This is a genomic window from Psychrobacter sp. NPDC078631 (genome assembly GCF_050268165.1).
In the GTDB taxonomy this organism is placed as follows: Bacteria; Pseudomonadota; Gammaproteobacteria; order Pseudomonadales; family Moraxellaceae; genus Psychrobacter.
This window is the reverse complement of record NZ_JBNNGG010000003.1, coordinates 214,355-231,536: the sequence shown is the minus strand read 5'-3', so window position 1 is coordinate 231,536 and position 17,182 is coordinate 214,355. Positions and strand designations below refer to the sequence as shown.

The following is a 17,182-nucleotide window of genomic DNA, read 5'->3' as shown; positions in this document are numbered from 1 at the left end:
CTAAAAAATGAGCCAACAACCTACTATGACCCATGCAGCTAACGATAGATCATTATCCATCTCTCAGAGAACAGCGAATTCGCTTAGCCAGTCCATCCCTAGTACGGCTGATTTTCAACACAATCAGCAGAAAATTGCACAGCTGTTAGCGCAATTAAATCAGATTGTATTGGACAAGCCACAAGCAGTTAGGCTAGCACTCAGTTGTATCCTGGCAGGCGGTCATTTGTTGTTACAGGACTTGCCTGGTATGGGTAAGACGACTTTGGCACAGGGCTTGGCGCAGTTGTTAGGTTTGAGCTTTAGCCGAGTGCAGTTTACCAATGATATGTTGCCTGCTGATATTTTAGGTATGAGCATCTACGACCAAAGTAAACAGCAATTTGAGTTTCGTCCGGGCCCTGTCTTTACTCAGTTATTACTTGCTGATGAAATCAACCGTTCCAGTCCTAAAACACAGAGTGCGCTACTTGAAGCGATGGAAGAGCGACAAGTCACGCAAGATGGCCAGACTTATCCTTTGCCGCAGCCGTTCTTTGTGATTGCCACTCAAAATCCATTGCAACAAGCAGGTGTCTATCCGCTCCCAGAGTCGCAGTTAGACAGATTCTTGTTATGTTTGTCATTGGGTTATCCATCGCCTGCCGCAGAGCGTGAGCTGCTAAAAGGTAAAGATCGTCGCGAGCTGCTCAAAGATTTGAATACGGTACTTGATACTGAAGCTGTACTACTGGCTCAGCAGGGTGTCAGGCAGGTTTATGTGGCAGATACAGTATTGGATTATTTGCAAAGACTGGTTGCAAAAACTCGTGCAAGCCAAGAGTATCATGGCTTATCCCCTCGCGGCGTGTTGTCGCTACAACGTGCTGCCCAAGCACATGCCTATGTATCGGGATATATGGAAGTGACCCCTGAAGATATCCAAGCGGTGTTTGCTGCGGTCACTGATCATCGCCTCGGTCAGCGTTTCGTACCCGCGAATGTGACTGGTGGTCAAGCAACAAAAACCATCGCCCAACGTATCCTAGCAGAAGTGTCAGTCGTTGCTTAGCAGCTGGCAGACTGTTTGACCCTATTGATTAACTACATCGCTGAAATATAGTTCTACACGTAGTCAAATCTATATAACTCATAACGAAATATCAAAGTCACTCAGTTCACTATTTACGGTATTTTCGCCCGCTTTTCTTGTATTCTAATTGTCCGGAATCAACTATATCGTTCTATTTGTGAGTTTGTTTGTCAGTCAGATATAAATACAAATACCGACAGTATTGTCAATCAGATGGTAATAATAGGGTAGTCATGAGCTTGTTACCAAAGGCCTTAACCGCACCAATAAAATCAGCTCTGAGCCGCTGGTTTGCCGCGCGCGCACCTAAGAGTGATAGTGCTACGCTTAATTTGCGTAATGTCTATATTTTCTTTAGTCGTGAAGGAATGCTATTCGCCGTATTGTTAGGGATTACCTTTATCGCGGGTATTAACTATGGCAACAACTTAGTGCTTGGTTTGTGCTTTTATCTGGTCAGTGTTTGGCTAATTAGTTTTCATGTCACTTTTGCTCACATATCCGGTCTGCAAGTGCGTTTACTAGAAGTCACTATGACAGAGGCAGGTGCGCCTGTTTGGGTTACACTACAGTTGAATAGTGATAGTCGCCAACCAAGGCGTCAGTTGCTATTTGAATTTGAGCAGTTAGCCAATAAGAAAACCAAAAATGGCATAAATGCGCAAAGTTCAGTGCTCATCACGCGATTACAAGGCGAGCAAGTCATTCGACTGCCTGTCCAGACCTACAACCGTGGCCAACTTGAACTACCACGGTTGAAAATAAAAACAGTTTATCCTCTAGGTATCATGCGTGCATGGTCTTATGTCTACTTTGCGCGTACAGCGTGGGTATATCCAAAACCTGAAGTTTTTGACTGGCAAGCAAAATATGCAATTGCAAGCTTAGAGGATTTACCAACAGGTGGGCAGTATAGACAAGGTCAGGACGACTTTGAGCGATTAGACAACTATATCGAGGGTGAGTCATTGGCCCGAGTCTCTTGGGGGCATGTGGCGCGGGGACAAGGTATGCTAACCAAGCACTTCGCTGATCCGGTTGGTCATGAGCAAACGCTTGATTATGCAGATATGCCAGCTGCACATCACGAACAAAAACTTGCACAATTGGCTTATGGGGCATTGACGCTGGGTCAGCTAGGCGTGCCGTTTCAAATGCGTTTACCTAGTGATACTCCTGCTACTACGGAGATGGGTAACGGAGAACCCTTTGCGCAAGCATGCTTGCTAAGGCTTGCGAAAGCACCATGACCAATTCTAAACGCTTATCTTCCACTGATGTTGATGTACTGTCCACAAAGTATTCTACGGCCGATGCTACAAAAACGGCCAGCTTTGAGCAGTTGGCTTTAGGTCAAAAAGTCTCGTTTCAACCTGAGCGAAATGACGCTAAATGGTATCGTAAGTTATTTGCACTGCCAGCTTATTATTGGATATTAATTGCTCAAGTCGTCGTTGTGTTACCGCATGCCGCACATTTACCATTGTGGCTGATAGGATTTGCCTCCGTCAGTATCGCCGCTCAATTGCCTCATATCAAAGCTAAATTCAAAAAACTATCGCACCTAAAGCGTATTTATCAAAGTATGCAAATGCTAGGCTTTCTGCTGGGGCTATTAGGTCTGTGGCTAACCTACAATACAGCATTTGGGCTCGATATGGGCGTGGCGTTTTTGGTGCTATGCCTAGTTAGTAAGCTATGGGAGCTGTATAAGCGCCGCGATGCCTATGTGGTGTTGAATTTATCATTGTTCGTGCTTGCGGCATTATTTTTGATGGACCAAGGTTTACTGACTACTTTAGAAGTGATCGTTGGCGCAGTCATTGTGTTGCTAACATTTATTGCGCTTAATGATGATGGCAATGCTAACGGTGACGGACGCTTGCGTACATTGGGCGTGTTAGGGGTTGGTGCATTGCCATTATTGGTGGTGCTATTTTTATTTTTTCCGAGACTGCCACCGCTGTGGTCCGTACAGCTATCAGGTCAGCAAGCCGTTACAGGTGTGTCTGATAGCATGTCTCCTGGTGATTTTGCCAATTTAGGGCAGTCAACTGAGCTAGCTTTTCGGGTAGAGTTTGCTGATGAGCGCCCACCACAACAGCAGCTGTATTGGCGCGGTTTAGTATTTAGTGATTTCGATGGTGTCACATGGCGTCCGGCCCCTCAGAAGGATCAATGGTCGTCGAGATTGCAAGCACCTGCATGGATTCAGAACGCCTTCGCTACTGTACCTGATGAATCAAGGGCGGCACCTGTCAATTACAAGGTTATCTTAGAACCCACTCAGCAAAACTGGCTATTTGGTCTTGATTATCCGTTCTCCCAGCAGCCAGATATCAATACTACCTCTGAATTTACCTTATCAAAGGATCAACCTGTTACGCAGCAACTTCGCTATGATGTGTTGCAGTTTGCACAGATGCGTATTGATCCAGTTCTAACAGAGGCATCAAGACGTGAGAACCTTGCCTTGCCTAATGAAGGTAATCCACAAGCACGCGCGCTTGCTAAGCAATTATTTGAGCAGTCAGGTTCAGACCCTGTGCGCTACATAGCGGCTATCGAGCAATGGATCAATCGAACAGAGTTTCGCTATACGTTGTCGCCACCACGGCTCAATACCAATCGTATTGACGAATTTTTATTTGAAACCAAAGCAGGGTTTTGTGAGCATTATTCGTCAAGCTTTACCTTTATGCTACGCGCCGCTGGTATTCCTGCACGAGTAGTAGCCGGCTATCAAGGCGGTGAGCCGAGTCGTAATGGTAACGTATGGGAAGTGCGGCAAATGGATGCGCATGCATGGACTGAGGTTTGGCTTGAGGGCCGAGGCTGGGTACGTGTGGATCCGACAGCCTTTGTGGCGCCTGAGCGAGTAGAGCAAGGCATGAATACGATGACCGAGCAGCAAGGGGCAGCTATGTTTGGCAATGGTGCCAGTGCACAAATCAGCTATCAGCAGTATCAAATGCTACAAACGCTACGCCGATTATCAGACCAAGCGAGCTACTACTGGCAAAAAGACGTAGTCGGCTATGACCAAGACAAACAGGCCGACTCGCTACTCAAATGGTTCAATATTAGCTCAATCATGCAGCAAATCATTTGGTTAGCCACCAGTGCGGTTTCCGTTATGGCTATCTTAGTATTTGTCATTTGGTATCGCCGCCGCAAACGTTGGCACCCAGCAGACTTACCTCTTGCTCAGCTCTCAAAACGTGTTGCCAAACACGACAAATTATTAGCCCGCAATGATAATGAAGGGCAGCTAGCTTGGTTGGAACGTTTGGCATCAGCTATTGATAGCCGTCAGGGTGGCAATGCTCATTCTGCTACGAGTCAGCTAACAGATAGTAGCGACCCAATCGTTATTCAGACAAAGCTTATTGAAATTAGACAAAACTACCGTCAGTTACGCTATGGACGACTGAGTACATTTGATAGGAGTCATAGCGAGTATCAAGAACGACTTAAACAACTTAAAAAAGATGTGCGCGCATTATTATAGAGATTTTGGGTGATAGTGTTATTAAGTTGCTAAGGTGTTTTGAGCTAATTAAAAAATAGATAAGCGAATTAGTGAATAAGTAGAGAGGTGGTTATATGGCGATATATGTAGATTTTGTACAGATAAAATTCAAAGGCCATAAGTGGTGCCATATGCTGGCGGATAGCTTGCAAGAGCTGCATGATTTTGCGGCATTTATTGATGTGGATGCGCGTCTATTTCATCGTAATGCCAGCTATCCTCATTATGATATCACCGTTCAAATGCGTGAAATCGCTATTGCACAAGGTGCTATTCCTGCCGATAGAAAAAAGATTATCGAGTGCGCAAAAAAATTAAAAGTAGAGTTGAATGACCAGATAGAGCAATCTAGTCATTCTTAATATGAGGGATTTTCAAGTAAATAAGTAACACTTCACCGCACATCTCACTTATTTACTCGAATGTATATTTACTCAACTATACCAAACACATTATTTTGCTATTGCTGCAGTACTGATAGCGTTAAGCGCTTTTGAGATATTAGCAATCTCGGTATCGCAACCTTTTATATTGTGGCGTGTCTTGAGGTAGTCAGGGTTATTGTATGACAGCCATACTTTTTTATCGGCACCTTCGCTAATTAAGATTTTTTGCGGCAAATCAATGGCAACGGTTTGCTCACAGTTCATCAATGGCGTACCTGCTTTAGGGTTACCAAACATAACGACTTGCGTTGGTCTCAATGATAAGTCGACACTCTGTGCATTTTTCTGATGATCGACTCGCGCAAATACTTTCATACCCTTGCTTTCGATAACTGAGACCAGTTTGTCTGCGGTATCTTGGACGGAGTGATTGCTCTGTAAAGTTACCAAGCCTTTTTCGGCATTGATAGAGGTTGTGGTGTCTGTCATAGAACCAGTGCTCTTGGTTTTATCCAGCAGCGTATCGATACTGGCACAAGAAGAAACGGCCACTGCCAGCGCAGCGATAGAGACGATTTTAATCATAATTACACCTATAAGTTGTCTGTAGTATGGTCAGTCCTAACTATAATGAGCAACATCGAATATTCATTGTGCGTAATCAGGTTTGTGATTGCAATACGTCTTAACAGAACGTTAAACCAAATGTTCTGCCAAATAATCTACGAGCAGCCTAATCTTTGGTGATAAATGACGGTTATGCGGATAAATGGCCCAAATGCTTTCTTCGGGCTCTCTATAGTCATCAAGTAAACTAACCAACTCGCCGGATGCTAAATACTTTTGTACATAATAATCAGGCAGCTGTACGATACCTAACCCTTTTAGCGCAGCATCGACCAGACTATAGCCGCTGTTATATTGCACCGTACCAGAGACACGCAGGTTCCTTTCTACGCTCGTTTGTTGGTTGTCGGTCTTACGATTAGTATCGCTATTCTCTTTTGCTTTAGCAGTATCTATAAAGTGCCAGTAGTCACGAGTACCCAATAGGCAGTTATGTTGACTTAAATCACTTAAATGATGCGGTATACCGTGTTTTTTTAGATAAGAGGGTGCCGCGCAGACAAAGTTAGTACGCAGGCTAAGTTTCTTTGCCATCATCGTCGAGTCATGCAATTTGCCAATACGAATCGCTAAGTCATAACCCCCTTCAATCAAATCAATCTTTTGATTACTCAAAAACGCCGTCACTTCGATATCGTGATATTGCCCCATAAAATCATTAATCAGCGGCAACAGTTGCTGCTCGCCATAGGTCACAGGGGCGGTCAGTTTGATTCGGCCTTGGGGTTTGGATTGTAGATTACCCACCGCTTGTTCAGCCGCATCTAAGCCATCGAGCACGCTGCGACAGTGCTGATAAAACACGCGGCCCTCCTCAGTCAGTGAGACCTTACGGGTGGTGCGATAGAGTAGTTTGATGTTCAATCGTTTCTCTAACGCGCTGATTTGGCGGCTGACTTGTGCCGTCGAGATACCTAGCTCTTTTGCACCACGTGTAAAGCTCTCATATTCTGCGACATAGACAAACTCACTAATCCCTTCCCAGCGCATGATTATTACCAATATGTAAAAGATATTTGCAAATATAGCATATTGTTATCCGCTCAGAAATAAATATAATGGTTAGTATCAATGTAAACAGATGGTGTTTTACTGTCATCGATACTTGCCTATAGAGGGCAGGCAAGATAAGCTCAGTCTATCTTTATTTGTTTTAACTGTGGATATAGTAAACGCCAAAAGCCACAAAATGCGTTAGCAAACTTTTAAAACTGCTTGTACTTATAACGCAACTGTCATGTCATCACCCATAAATAACAATCAATTAAAAAGAGAGATTTTTATGTCAGATAAATTTATCAAATCAAAAGCCGCCATCGCGTGGGGTCCAAAGCAGCCACTATCTATCGAAGAGGTGGACGTCATGCTACCGCGCAAAGGTGAAGTATTGGTAAAAATCGTTGCCAGTGGTGTCTGTCACACAGATGCTTTTACCTTGTCTGGTGAAGACCCAGAAGGCGTGTTCCCTGCGATCTTGGGTCATGAAGGCGGCGGTATCGTTGAACAAGTTGGTGAAGGCGTGACCAGCGTGCAGGTCGGCGATCATGTCATTCCGTTATACACGGCAGAATGCGGTGTCTGTAAAATGTGCCGCTCAGGAAAAACCAATCTTTGCTCGGCAGTACGCGAGACTCAAGGCAAGGGCTTGATGCCAGATGGCACCACACGTTTTTATAAAGACGGCGAACCTATCTACCATTATATGGGTTGCTCGACTTTTTCTGAGTACACGGTTTTACCAGAGATTTCTTTGGCTAAAGTTAATAAAGAAGCGCCATTGGAAGAAGTCTGCTTGCTTGGTTGCGGCGTGACTACCGGCATGGGCGCAGTCATGAATACTGCAAAAGTCGAAGAGGGCGCGACTGTTGCTATCTTTGGACTGGGCGGTATCGGACTGTCAGCAGTGATTGGTGCTGCCATGGCAAAAGCCAGCCGCATCATTGCGATTGATATCAATGAAAGCAAGTTTGAGCTAGCCAAAAAACTAGGTGCAACTGACTGTATCAACCCGAAAGATTACGACAAACCAATTCAAGAAGTGATCGTTGAGCTAACCGATGGCGGTGTTGATTATTCGTTTGAATGTATCGGTAATGTCGATGTCATGCGTTCAGCGCTAGAGTGCTGTCATAAAGGCTGGGGTGAGTCGGTCATCATCGGTGTCGCTGGTGCTGGGCAAGAAATCTCAACCCGTCCATTCCAGTTAGTGACTGGTCGAGTCTGGAAGGGTTCCGCATTTGGCGGTGTAAAAGGCCGTTCAGAATTACCAGGCTACGTTGAGCGTTACTTAGCGGGCGAGATTCCTTTACAAGATTTCATTACTCATACTATGCCAATAGAAGACGTCAACGAAGCGTTTGAGTTGATGCACAAAGGCGAAAGTATCCGTACGGTTGTACACTTCTCAGAGTAATCAATGACAGCAACGACGTTATTGTCTTAGAAATACTTTATTAAAAATAAAAAGGCTGCTTCAATATTGAGGCAGCCTTTTTTTAATATTATTTCCACACATAGCTTAGTAATTAAAAGTCTCAAGCACTCTTTTTGCTAATGATTAGATCCGCTAGTGTCGATAAATCTGATGCAGTCAAATCTGGAACTGGTACATTAGGCGTGTTCAGCATTGCATTGTAGGGACGGGTCAGAAATGCACCGCGACAACCTGCCGCTTGTGCGCCTATAGTGTCCCAGAGATGACAGGCAACAAGGCATAAATCTGATGTGTCAACGGCTAGCGTATCAGCCACCAATTGGTATGTATCAGGTGCTGGCTTGAACTTGCCAACAGTCTCAATGCTAAAGTGCTGCTCAAAGAATTGACTGAGACCTGCTTTTTCTAATGGCGTTGGGGACGCACTGCTTGCTGAATTGGTCAGCGTGACCAGTCGAAACCCTGCATCGCGCAAACGAGTCAGTGCTGGCGCTGCATCAGGATGCGCAGGCAACGCGCTCATTCTTTCTTTGAACTCATTGATATCGTCGTCTGTCAAAGCGACTTGTCTGATGTTAGCAACCATTCGCAATGCACCAACGCCGAGCTCGCCAAAAGGCGTATAGAGGCCGGACAACGTCATGGTCTGCGAGTACAACACCAGCTGAGCGAACCATTCTCGCAGCACTCTTTGCTTGCCAAATACGCGCGTGAATAAAGGCGTTAGCGTGTCGATATCGAGCAATGTTTCGTTGACGTCGAACACAATAATCGAGGGAAAGCGTTCAGAAGACATAAAGTATCCTTTTATAGAATGACATTTTTATAACGTCGTATGGTTTACTCAGTCATGTTGGCCAATTGCTCTAAGATACTGATATAGTTCTCGACCCCTTGAGCACCGCTGACCAGATGACGCTCATTAAAGATAATCGCTGGTACACTTTGGATGCCTTGCTGTTGCCAATGCTGCTCTTCTGCTCGTACTTCTTTTGCAAAGAATTGACCTTCCAACACTGCTAATGACTTACTACGATCAAGCCCAGTCTCTGCTGCAATATCGGCAAGCACATTGATATCTGAGATATCTCTGTTATTGGTGAAATGCGCAGCAAACAAGGCTTGCTTTAGCTCATGCATGCGGCCTTGCTGATCAGCGAAATGTAGCAGCTGATGCAAATTAAAGGTGTTGTGCATACGTGTGTCATCATTGAAATTAAATTCAAAGCCAACTTCCTGTCCAGCTTCAGTCATTCTGACTCGGCTAGCATCTGATTCTTGCTTAGTAGAGCCGTACTTCTCGATGATGTGCTCACGTAGGTTTTGACCTTCGCTTGGCATATTTGGGTTTAGCTCAAACGGGTGCCAGTGGATAGTGTGAGCGGTATTGGTTTGCTCAAGTGCTGCTGCTAATTGGCGATAACCGATAACGCACCAAGGACAGACGACGTCTGACACGATATCTATTCGGAGTGGTTTTTCTGATGTGCTCATATTTCCTCGCGGGTATTATTATGTATGTTTTATTTGAGATGTATAGATAGAGGCATATCAGTTGGAATCAAGCAGATATACCTAGTTATCAGACAACTATAACTAGTTACCATATATCAAGTCAGTTCATACTAAGAGAATGACTAAGTGATTACAATGTAGTCTGCGCAGTCGGCGTCGCCAATTCGGTAGCGTAATTGTAACCATTACTAATAAGAAAGTAGGCGTTTTTGCAATACGCTGACTCAGTCATAACAAAACCTACGAATACTTAACCAAGCAGGCATGGTCATAAAATAGCTTTTTATTTAAAGTGGCTTCGTTGAAATGATAATTGAAAAAGAAAAATTCTAAGCAAGAATAAAAATTAATATCAATAATGGAGTCACAGATGAAAAATATCACTGAAGCAATGAACTGGCGCTACAGCACAAAAGAGTTTGATACCAATAAGAAAATCTCAGCAGAAGATTTCCAAAGTCTAAAGGATATTTTGCGCCTCAGTCCTTCGAGTACCAACATTCAGCCTTGGCATTTTGTCATTGCTGATGATGAAGCTGGTAAAGCCCGAATCGCAAAAGGCACGGAGGGCATGTACGAGTTCAACGATGCCAAAGTAAAAGGTGCCTCGCACGTCATTGTATTCTGTAGCCGTGTCTATGCAGATGATGAGTTTTTGAATGACATACTAGAAAAAGAAGAGGCAGATGGTCGTTTTGCAGAGCCAAAATTTAAAGAGCAAATGCATCAGACGCGTAAAATGTTTTTGGACATTCGTCGTTATGAGCAAAAGGACGAGCCACATTGGTTGATAGAGCAATTGTATCTCAATATGGGCGCTTTGCTACTAGGGGCTGCGACTTTGGGTATTGATGCGGTTCCGATGGAAGGGGCAGACTTAAAAGCACTTGATGAAGAGTTTGATTTACGTAGTAAAGGCTACACCGCTGTGGCAGTCGTATCGCTTGGTTACCGTAGTAAAGATGACTTTAACGCTGAGCTGCCAAAATCACGCTTTGATGAAGAAACTATTATCACGAAGGCATAGCCAGTCATCAGCTAAGCAAACGACATTTTTGATAGACAGATCTACTAAATACTACACGTAAAAAGTCTATTTAAGAGCCTCGTAAACTAACTGTTTACGGGGCTTTTTTTAGCCAGATTTTCTTTGAAATAACGTTAAAAACTGATGATAAACCACATACCACCTATTAGCAGCGCTAACATTTCGATACTCTCGCAGATTAGAAACTACACTGGAATCCCTACAAAGTAAAAACAAAACAACTTTTTTCATACGTCATAATAAATTTATTAACGCTGTTATTTTGACGCGTATTTCACCATTCCATTATATTCATCTGCCAGCGAGAAGCCAGCATGTCTACTTTGACCTTAACAATCAATAAGCAAGATTATCAGCTTGAAAATCTTGACGCTCGTACGACACTGCTCGACGTCTGTCGTCAGCACCTACAAATTACTGGACCCAAAAAAGGCTGCGACCACGGTCAATGCGGAGCATGTACCATGCTCATCAATGGACGACGGGTTAATTCTTGTCTGACACTCGCCGTTATGCATGATGGTGATGACATCACAACGATCGAAGGCATTGGAATGCCAGAGTCATTATCGGCATTGCAGCAAGCATTTAAGGATAATGATGCCTTTCAGTGCGGGTACTGCACGCCTGGTCAGATTTGTTCAGCAACTGCATTGATAGAAGAAGTAAAGCAAAATTGGCCAAGCCATGTTAGCACCGACTTAAAAAATCCTGATGGTCTCCTTATACAAGAAATTGCTGAGCGCATGAGCGGTAATATCTGCCGTTGCTCAGCTTATCCAAATATTATCAAAGCCATTTCACAAGTGCTTGAAAGTCAAGTACCAGAATCTAGTACTCAAACAACAGACAACGCAGTGCAAAACTCAAGCGTGACAGGTATCTGGTCACCGCCACCGAGCGAAGCACAACTTGGTAAGACCTCATCGAATAACAAGACAGCAACTGCTACAACAGGAGGCCGCTCATGAAACGCTTCGAATACAGTCGTGCTGATGCGCCAGAGCAAGCGGCGACATCTACCAGTACCAAAGATACGTCATTTATCGCAGGCGGTACCAACTTACTAGACTTGATGAAATTGGAGATTGAGACACCAATCAAATTGGTCGATATTACCCGTTTAGAGTTAGAAAAGGTCGAAACCACTGCCGAAGGTGGTTTACGTATCGGCACGCTTGTGACCAATAGTGATTTGGCGGCGCATCCTGAAGTCATTGCAAATTACCCAGTATTATCCCGAGCGATTTTGGCAGGGGCAACTGGTCAGCTGCGTAATAAAGCAACGACTGGTGGCAATTTTTTACAGCGCACCCGTTGTTATTATTTTTATCAGACAGACAGTGCTTGTAATAAGCGTGAACCGGGCACAGGTTGTCCTGCTATCAATGGTGAGAACCGTACGTTGGCTATTTTAGGCACGAGCGATGCGTGTATTGCTCAGCATCCCTCTGATATGGCAGTGGCCATGCGCTTGCTGGATGCCACTATAGAGACAGTCAAAGCTGACGGATCGACTCGCGCTATCAATGTGAAAGACTTTTATTGCTTACCAAAAGACACGCCGCATATCGAAAACGTATTAGAGGCAGGTGAATTAATTACTCACGTTGTATTACCTGCGCCTATCAAAGGTATGCACACCTATGACAAAGTGCGTGATCGTGCCTCTTATGCCTTTGCGCTTGTGTCCTGTGCCGCAGTGATAGACGTTGACGATAACGGCAATCTAAAGACGGTACGATTGGCATTTGGTGGTATCGGTACGGAGCCATGGCGTAACGAAGCGGTTGAGGCACTGTTAACGGATACCGATGGCAATAAAGATATTATCGCGCAAGCCGCCGATCTGTTATTGAATGATGCCAAAGGTAATGGTCAAAACGACTTTAAGATACCGTTGACGCGTCGCCTACTAAAACAAGTCATTCAGCGCGCACTAGCGGGCGAGGGAGCATAATCATGTCATTATTTGAATCAATCACTCAGTCAGAACCGACCAGAAAAATGACCATGGATGAGCCTGTTGAGTCTTTATTTAGCACAACAGCGAGCAAACTAGTCGGTAAGCCAATTAACCGTGTTGACGGCTCGCTAAAGGTTAGTGGTCAAGCGCCTTACAGTGCCGAAATTCATTTGGATAATAAAGCGTACGGTGTCTTGGTCGGTGCGACCATTGCCAAAGGACAAGTCAAAAATATTGATAGCAGTTCTTTAGATGGCATTCCTAATATTATCAAGGTCGTGACAGACCCTAAGCACTTTTTGCGTAATTCTCAGCAAGGCGGATTAAAAAAAGCGCCAAAGCAGGGAGCAACTGAGATTTTTTATCATGGTCAGCCTATTGCGGTGGTCATCGCTGAAACCTTTGAAGCAGCAACAGAAGGAGCGAACGCACTTAAAGTCACTTATAAAGATGAGACTGACCAAGCGGCATTGAATTTTACCAAAGAGTTGTCTAACGCCCATGAAGTTGATGAGAAAAAAGGCTCTGACAAAAATTATGTCCAAGGCGATCCTGAGCAAGGATTGGCTGATGCTGAGGTGACGCTTGATCGTTTCTATCATACGCCAAGCCAAAACAGCTCTGCGATGGAGCCACATGCGACATTGGCACATTGGGAAGGGGATAAGCTCGTTCTTTATACGGCAAATCAAATGCTGGCGTCTTGTAAGCAGCAAGTCATGGATGCACTAGACTTAGACAAAGATCAAGTTCAATTAATTGCACACTATGTTGGTGGTGGGTTTGGTAGCAAGCTCGGTATCGCTCCTGAATCTATTGCCGCTGCTATTGCGTCAAAAGATCTTGGTCGACCAGTATTGATTACCATGACCCGTCCACAGGTGATGGAAGCAACGGTCAGACGCTCAAACACTCGTCAGCGTATTGCAATTGGCTGCGACAAGGATGGCGTTATCGATACGTTGATTCACGATACTATTTCTAGCAATTTGCCAGATGAAGCGTTCTTTGAGCCAACTGCCTTGTCTACGCACTATCTATACAGTGGTAAAAACCGCCGTGTAAACTATGAAATGGTCGACATGAACCAAGTGCTATCAGGTTCGATGCGTGCGCCTGGTGAAGCGGTCGGTATGCTTGCCGTTGAATGTGCGATGGATGAGTTGGCTGTGCAGTTAAATCTTGATCCTATAGAGCTGCGCCGCCGTAATGAGCCCGAAAAAGACCCTAGTAAAGACATTCCATTTTCGACGCGCCAGCTAATTGCCTGTATGGAGCAAGGCGCTGAGCAGTTCGGTTGGAGTCATCGCAACGCAAAGCCTGCTAGCCAATTAGAAGGCGACTGGTGGATAGGCACAGGCATGGCTGCGGCCGCACGTGGTAATCAGTTACAGTCTTCTGAAGCGCGCGCAACGCTGCAAATCGATAAGTCAAAAGCGCTCGGTATTAAAGCGGTTATTGAGACAGATATGACGGATATCGGTACAGGGTCTTATACAGTGTTTTCTCAGGTAGCTGCAGATTTATTAGGGTTGCCCATTGACCATATCGAGATGAAATTAGGCGATAGTGCCCTGCCGCCTGCATCAGGTTCAGGTGGTAGTTGGGGCGCTGCGAGTGCAGGTAGTGGTGTCTACCTCGCTTGTGAGCAGCTTCGTGAGATGCTAGCAGCAAAAGTCGGCCTGTATCCTGATACGATTCAGTTAGATAATGGTCAAATTAAGCGAGTAGGCAAGCACGAATTGACTGCAGTAGAGGCAGCCAAAGAGAATGGTCAAGCGTTTGCTGACAGTACTATTGATAAAATATCTGAAACGACCGGAGTTTCATTTTCAGAGAATGTATTAGAAGAACAGTCAGAATCAGAAAAATATGATTTTGACAATACAGAATCATATGCGCTTGCTGACGTGATCGCAGGCTATGAGGATCAAAAAGTCAGTGCCAAAGGACAGATAAAACCAGGAAAAAATGGTAAAAAGTATCGTCAGTCTTCTTTTGGTGCAAACTTCGCTGAAGTAGCCGTGCATAAATTCACTGGTGAAATTCGAGTAAAACGTATGACAGGCGCATTTGCCGCAGGTCGTATTCTTAACCATAAAACAGCGACTTCGCAATGCTATGGTGGCATGGTGTTTGGTATTGGTTCAGCGTTGATGGAAGAGGTCATCCACGATAAACGTGACGGACGCCTGTGTAACCATGACCTCGCTGAGTACCATGTGCCAGTTAATGCCGACGTACCACAGCTAGATGTGATATTGGTAGAAGAGGATGACCCTTATACCAACCCAATGCATATCAAGGGTATTGGTGAGACGGCTATTGCCGGTGCTGCCGCTGCGATTGCTAACGCTGTATACAATGCCGTCGGCGTACGTGTTTATGATTTTCCGATTACGCTTGATAAATTGCTTTACGAGATGCCAGAGTAATTTTTTAAGCCATATGTACGACAGGAACCCGCTTAATGAGCGGGTTTTTATAACTCAATCAGCAGTATATTTCGTCATTATCAAGAAAATAACTACCAAATAAGAGGCGTTATGAATCAGGTCGCTGACATTCTTAAGCTGGCAATCAAAGCTAAGCAACAGGGTATTGATGCTGTATTGGCAACGGTCGTACGTACTGAAGGCTCAGCATATCGCCGTGCTGGCGCGATGATGCTTATCTGTGAGGATGGTCGCTCAGTTGGGATGATTAGTGGCGGTTGCTTGGAGCCGCATATTATCAAACGTGCCTTTTGGCTTACTCGTAACGGTGCCAATGTGCAAGTCTATCAGACGGGTGATGACATTCAATATGCTGACGATGGCCAAGCGCAAGCAGGTGTGAAGCGAACTAAGTCTGATATATATGATGAGCCAGATAGCGACTTAGATGGCGCGGACTTTGATGAGCTAAATTTTGGATTAGGCTGTAATGGGCGAGTGCATGTATTGTTTGAGCGACTAACGACAGCAACGCCATTGTTAGAGACAATCCGTAATGTTCGACGTACTCAGCAGCCGATTACTGTAGCGACTCTAATTCGTGCTAACGACTATCAGCATCAAGATTCTATAACGCAAAACAGTGATAATTTGCGAACTGGGATGCGTATTAATTTAGATGAACACCGCAGTTTGGGAAGTGTTTCTGCACAAGGGAAAACAGCTCTTTCAAGCATACTTGCCAATACCATAGAAGAATTAGCACAGTATAAGCTGTCTGATAAAAATGCCGAATATGTGACGGTGGAAAACGGCGAGGTAACAACAGAGTGGCTTGTGCAGCGCCTGCAACCACAATTGCGTCTATTGATTTGCGGGGCAGGTAACGACGTGATGCCACTGGTGACCATGGCCAAGCTGCAAGATTGGCATGTGACGGTCGTAGACAGTCGCGCGCAATATGCGACGCGTATGCGGTTTCCTCAAGCCGACGTTGTGATGTCGCTATATTTAGATGACAGTGAGACTTTGCTTAAGCTCAGTAATAACGCAGCCGTCGCTCTGATGTCACACAGCTTGAGTCAAGATCGTGCTCGCCTAGCAATACTACTCAAGCATCCAGACAATTATAGATACTTAGGACAGTTAGGGCCGCGATATCGTACCGAACGTTTAATAAATGAAATCAGCATAAATATTAGCAATCCTACTATGTTAAAAGCGGGTATTCATAAATTGCATTATCCGATTGGTTATAAGCTAGGTGGAGATGGCCCTGAGGCACTTGCGCTTGGTATCATGGCAGAAATAAATACGGTCATGCACAATCAAACCGCTTCAGTAGATGGTTCACATAGTAATCTTTCAAATATCTCAGCGGTGAGTAGTGATACGGATGCCAATACTGTCCAGAGTGGCGTATGAGTAAGCGTGTATTTACAGAAGGTACTGAACAGCAGAGCCAAAACCATGCGGTCATTATCTTAGCAAGTGGCCTCAGTCAGCGCCTTGGCCAACCCAAGCAGCTACTTGTTAAACATGGCGAGCCATTGATTACTTATATGACTCGACTGACAACAACTACTAATCCGAAAGCCATTGTCATTGTCATTCCTGATAACCATCATTTGATTGCTAGTACGATTACAGAGTTGGCCAATCAATATCCAACGGTTCAAATAGTGGTGAACTCACAAGCTGATACTGGTATGGCGTATAGTTTACGTTTGGGTATTGAGACAATTGTTGCTTTTGAATCGACTTCAATCGATCGAGTGCTCATCATGGGAATAGATCAAGTATTATTAGATGAGCCACATCTAATGGCTTTACTAGCGGGCGAGCAGCCAGTAGTAGCCAGTCGCTATCACAGTTGGCAACGTTTAGAAAAACATCAAAATCGAGATAAAATGGTATCTGATATCATAGGTCTGCCTTTAGTAATTGACTATAAACTGCTGAGACAGTGGCAGTCAGGATTAACAGGAGATAAAGGGCTTCGTCACCTCATTAGAGGGTTGCCCGCTGAACAAATAGGTGAGGTCGATGATGACCAACTCAGCTACGATATTGATACGCCCGAGCAGCTAGCCTATGCCAAACAACAAGGCTGGCTTGATAGTTAGCCTGATTAATTTAATTTGAATAGTATTCATTTTGAACAACG

The 17,182-nt window shown here is 44.6% G+C and carries 15 protein-coding genes; 11 read left to right on the top strand and 4 right to left on the bottom strand.

Translation table 11 applies throughout. The features are described 5' to 3' along the window. Positions 1 to 7 precede the first annotated feature (7 nt). From ACQKCP_RS09745 to ACQKCP_RS09730, 4 genes are all read left to right on the top strand, one after another. Positions 8 to 1,051 (top strand): AAA family ATPase, encoded by a 1,044-nt coding sequence (locus tag ACQKCP_RS09745; protein WP_427612186.1) that lies wholly within the window; start codon positions 8 to 10, stop codon positions 1,049 to 1,051. A gap of 254 nt (positions 1,052 to 1,305) precedes the next feature. Next, a complete protein-coding gene (locus tag ACQKCP_RS09740) occupies positions 1,306 to 2,322 on the top strand; it encodes a hypothetical protein (RefSeq protein ID WP_427612185.1) in 1,017 nt (338 codons plus the stop codon). Then, positions 2,319 to 4,583, top strand: a complete 2,265-nt coding sequence (locus ACQKCP_RS09735; RefSeq protein ID WP_427612184.1) for a transglutaminaseTgpA domain-containing protein — start codon at positions 2,319 to 2,321, stop codon at positions 4,581 to 4,583. The genes ACQKCP_RS09740 and ACQKCP_RS09735 overlap by 4 nt, the downstream gene beginning before the upstream one ends. 95 nt (positions 4,584 to 4,678) lie before the next feature. Further along, the gene (locus tag ACQKCP_RS09730) at positions 4,679 to 4,966 is read left to right on the top strand and encodes a DUF4031 domain-containing protein (RefSeq protein WP_057761296.1); all 288 of its coding nucleotides are present in this window, start codon (positions 4,679 to 4,681) and stop codon (positions 4,964 to 4,966) included. 90 nt (positions 4,967 to 5,056) lie between these two features. Here ACQKCP_RS09730 and ACQKCP_RS09725 read toward each other — a convergent pair whose 3' ends face one another. After that, positions 5,057 to 5,575 carry a DUF302 domain-containing protein gene (locus ACQKCP_RS09725; RefSeq protein WP_427612183.1) on the bottom strand — a complete coding sequence of 173 codons (519 nt, stop codon included), beginning with the start codon at positions 5,573 to 5,575 and terminating at the stop codon, positions 5,057 to 5,059. A 111-nt stretch (positions 5,576 to 5,686) separates the two neighbouring features. Next, positions 5,687 to 6,607: a LysR family transcriptional regulator gene (locus ACQKCP_RS09720; protein WP_427612182.1), complete on the bottom strand. Its 921-nt coding sequence runs from the start codon at positions 6,605 to 6,607 to the stop codon at positions 5,687 to 5,689. Between the two features lie 292 nt (positions 6,608 to 6,899). Here ACQKCP_RS09720 and ACQKCP_RS09715 point away from each other — a divergent pair, with 292 nt between their 5' ends. Continuing rightward, positions 6,900 to 8,030 (top strand): S-(hydroxymethyl)glutathione dehydrogenase/class III alcohol dehydrogenase, encoded by a 1,131-nt coding sequence (locus ACQKCP_RS09715; RefSeq protein WP_427612181.1) that lies wholly within the window; start codon positions 6,900 to 6,902, stop codon positions 8,028 to 8,030. A 121-nt stretch (positions 8,031 to 8,151) separates the two neighbouring features. Here the strand turns inward: ACQKCP_RS09715 and ACQKCP_RS09710 are convergent, their stop codons facing one another. Next, positions 8,152 to 8,847 (bottom strand): haloacid dehalogenase type II, encoded by a 696-nt coding sequence (locus ACQKCP_RS09710; RefSeq protein ID WP_427612179.1) that lies wholly within the window; start codon positions 8,845 to 8,847, stop codon positions 8,152 to 8,154. Between the two features lie 44 nt (positions 8,848 to 8,891). Then, a complete protein-coding gene (locus ACQKCP_RS09705) occupies positions 8,892 to 9,545 on the bottom strand; it encodes a DsbA family oxidoreductase (protein WP_427612178.1) in 654 nt (217 codons plus the stop codon). A 391-nt stretch (positions 9,546 to 9,936) separates the two neighbouring features. On the opposite strand from ACQKCP_RS09705, the gene nfsB reads away from it, so the two are divergent. The 6 genes from nfsB to ACQKCP_RS09675 all read left to right on the top strand — a co-directional run bounded on the left by nfsB (position 9,937) and on the right by ACQKCP_RS09675 (position 17,141). Further along, a complete protein-coding gene (gene nfsB / locus ACQKCP_RS09700) occupies positions 9,937 to 10,593 on the top strand; it encodes an oxygen-insensitive NAD(P)H nitroreductase (protein ID WP_427612177.1) in 657 nt (218 codons plus the stop codon). Between the two features lie 335 nt (positions 10,594 to 10,928). Continuing rightward, positions 10,929 to 11,585 carry a 2Fe-2S iron-sulfur cluster-binding protein gene (locus tag ACQKCP_RS09695; RefSeq protein ID WP_427612176.1) on the top strand — a complete coding sequence of 219 codons (657 nt, stop codon included), beginning with the start codon at positions 10,929 to 10,931 and terminating at the stop codon, positions 11,583 to 11,585. After that, a complete protein-coding gene (locus tag ACQKCP_RS09690; protein ID WP_427612175.1) occupies positions 11,582 to 12,574 on the top strand; it encodes an FAD binding domain-containing protein in 993 nt (330 codons plus the stop codon). The genes ACQKCP_RS09695 and ACQKCP_RS09690 overlap by 4 nt, the downstream gene beginning before the upstream one ends. A gap of 2 nt (positions 12,575 to 12,576) precedes the next feature. Beyond that, positions 12,577 to 15,015 (top strand): molybdopterin cofactor-binding domain-containing protein, encoded by a 2,439-nt coding sequence (locus tag ACQKCP_RS09685; protein ID WP_427612174.1) that lies wholly within the window; start codon positions 12,577 to 12,579, stop codon positions 15,013 to 15,015. Positions 15,016 to 15,126: 111 nt separating this feature from the next. Continuing rightward, on the top strand, positions 15,127 to 16,440 hold the full coding sequence (locus tag ACQKCP_RS09680) for an XdhC family protein (RefSeq protein ID WP_427612173.1): 1,314 nt from the start codon (positions 15,127 to 15,129) through the stop codon (positions 16,438 to 16,440). Further along, positions 16,437 to 17,141 (top strand): nucleotidyltransferase family protein, encoded by a 705-nt coding sequence (locus ACQKCP_RS09675; protein ID WP_427612171.1) that lies wholly within the window; start codon positions 16,437 to 16,439, stop codon positions 17,139 to 17,141. Before ACQKCP_RS09680 ends, ACQKCP_RS09675 begins: the two co-directional genes overlap by 4 nt. Positions 17,142 to 17,182 lie beyond the last annotated feature (41 nt).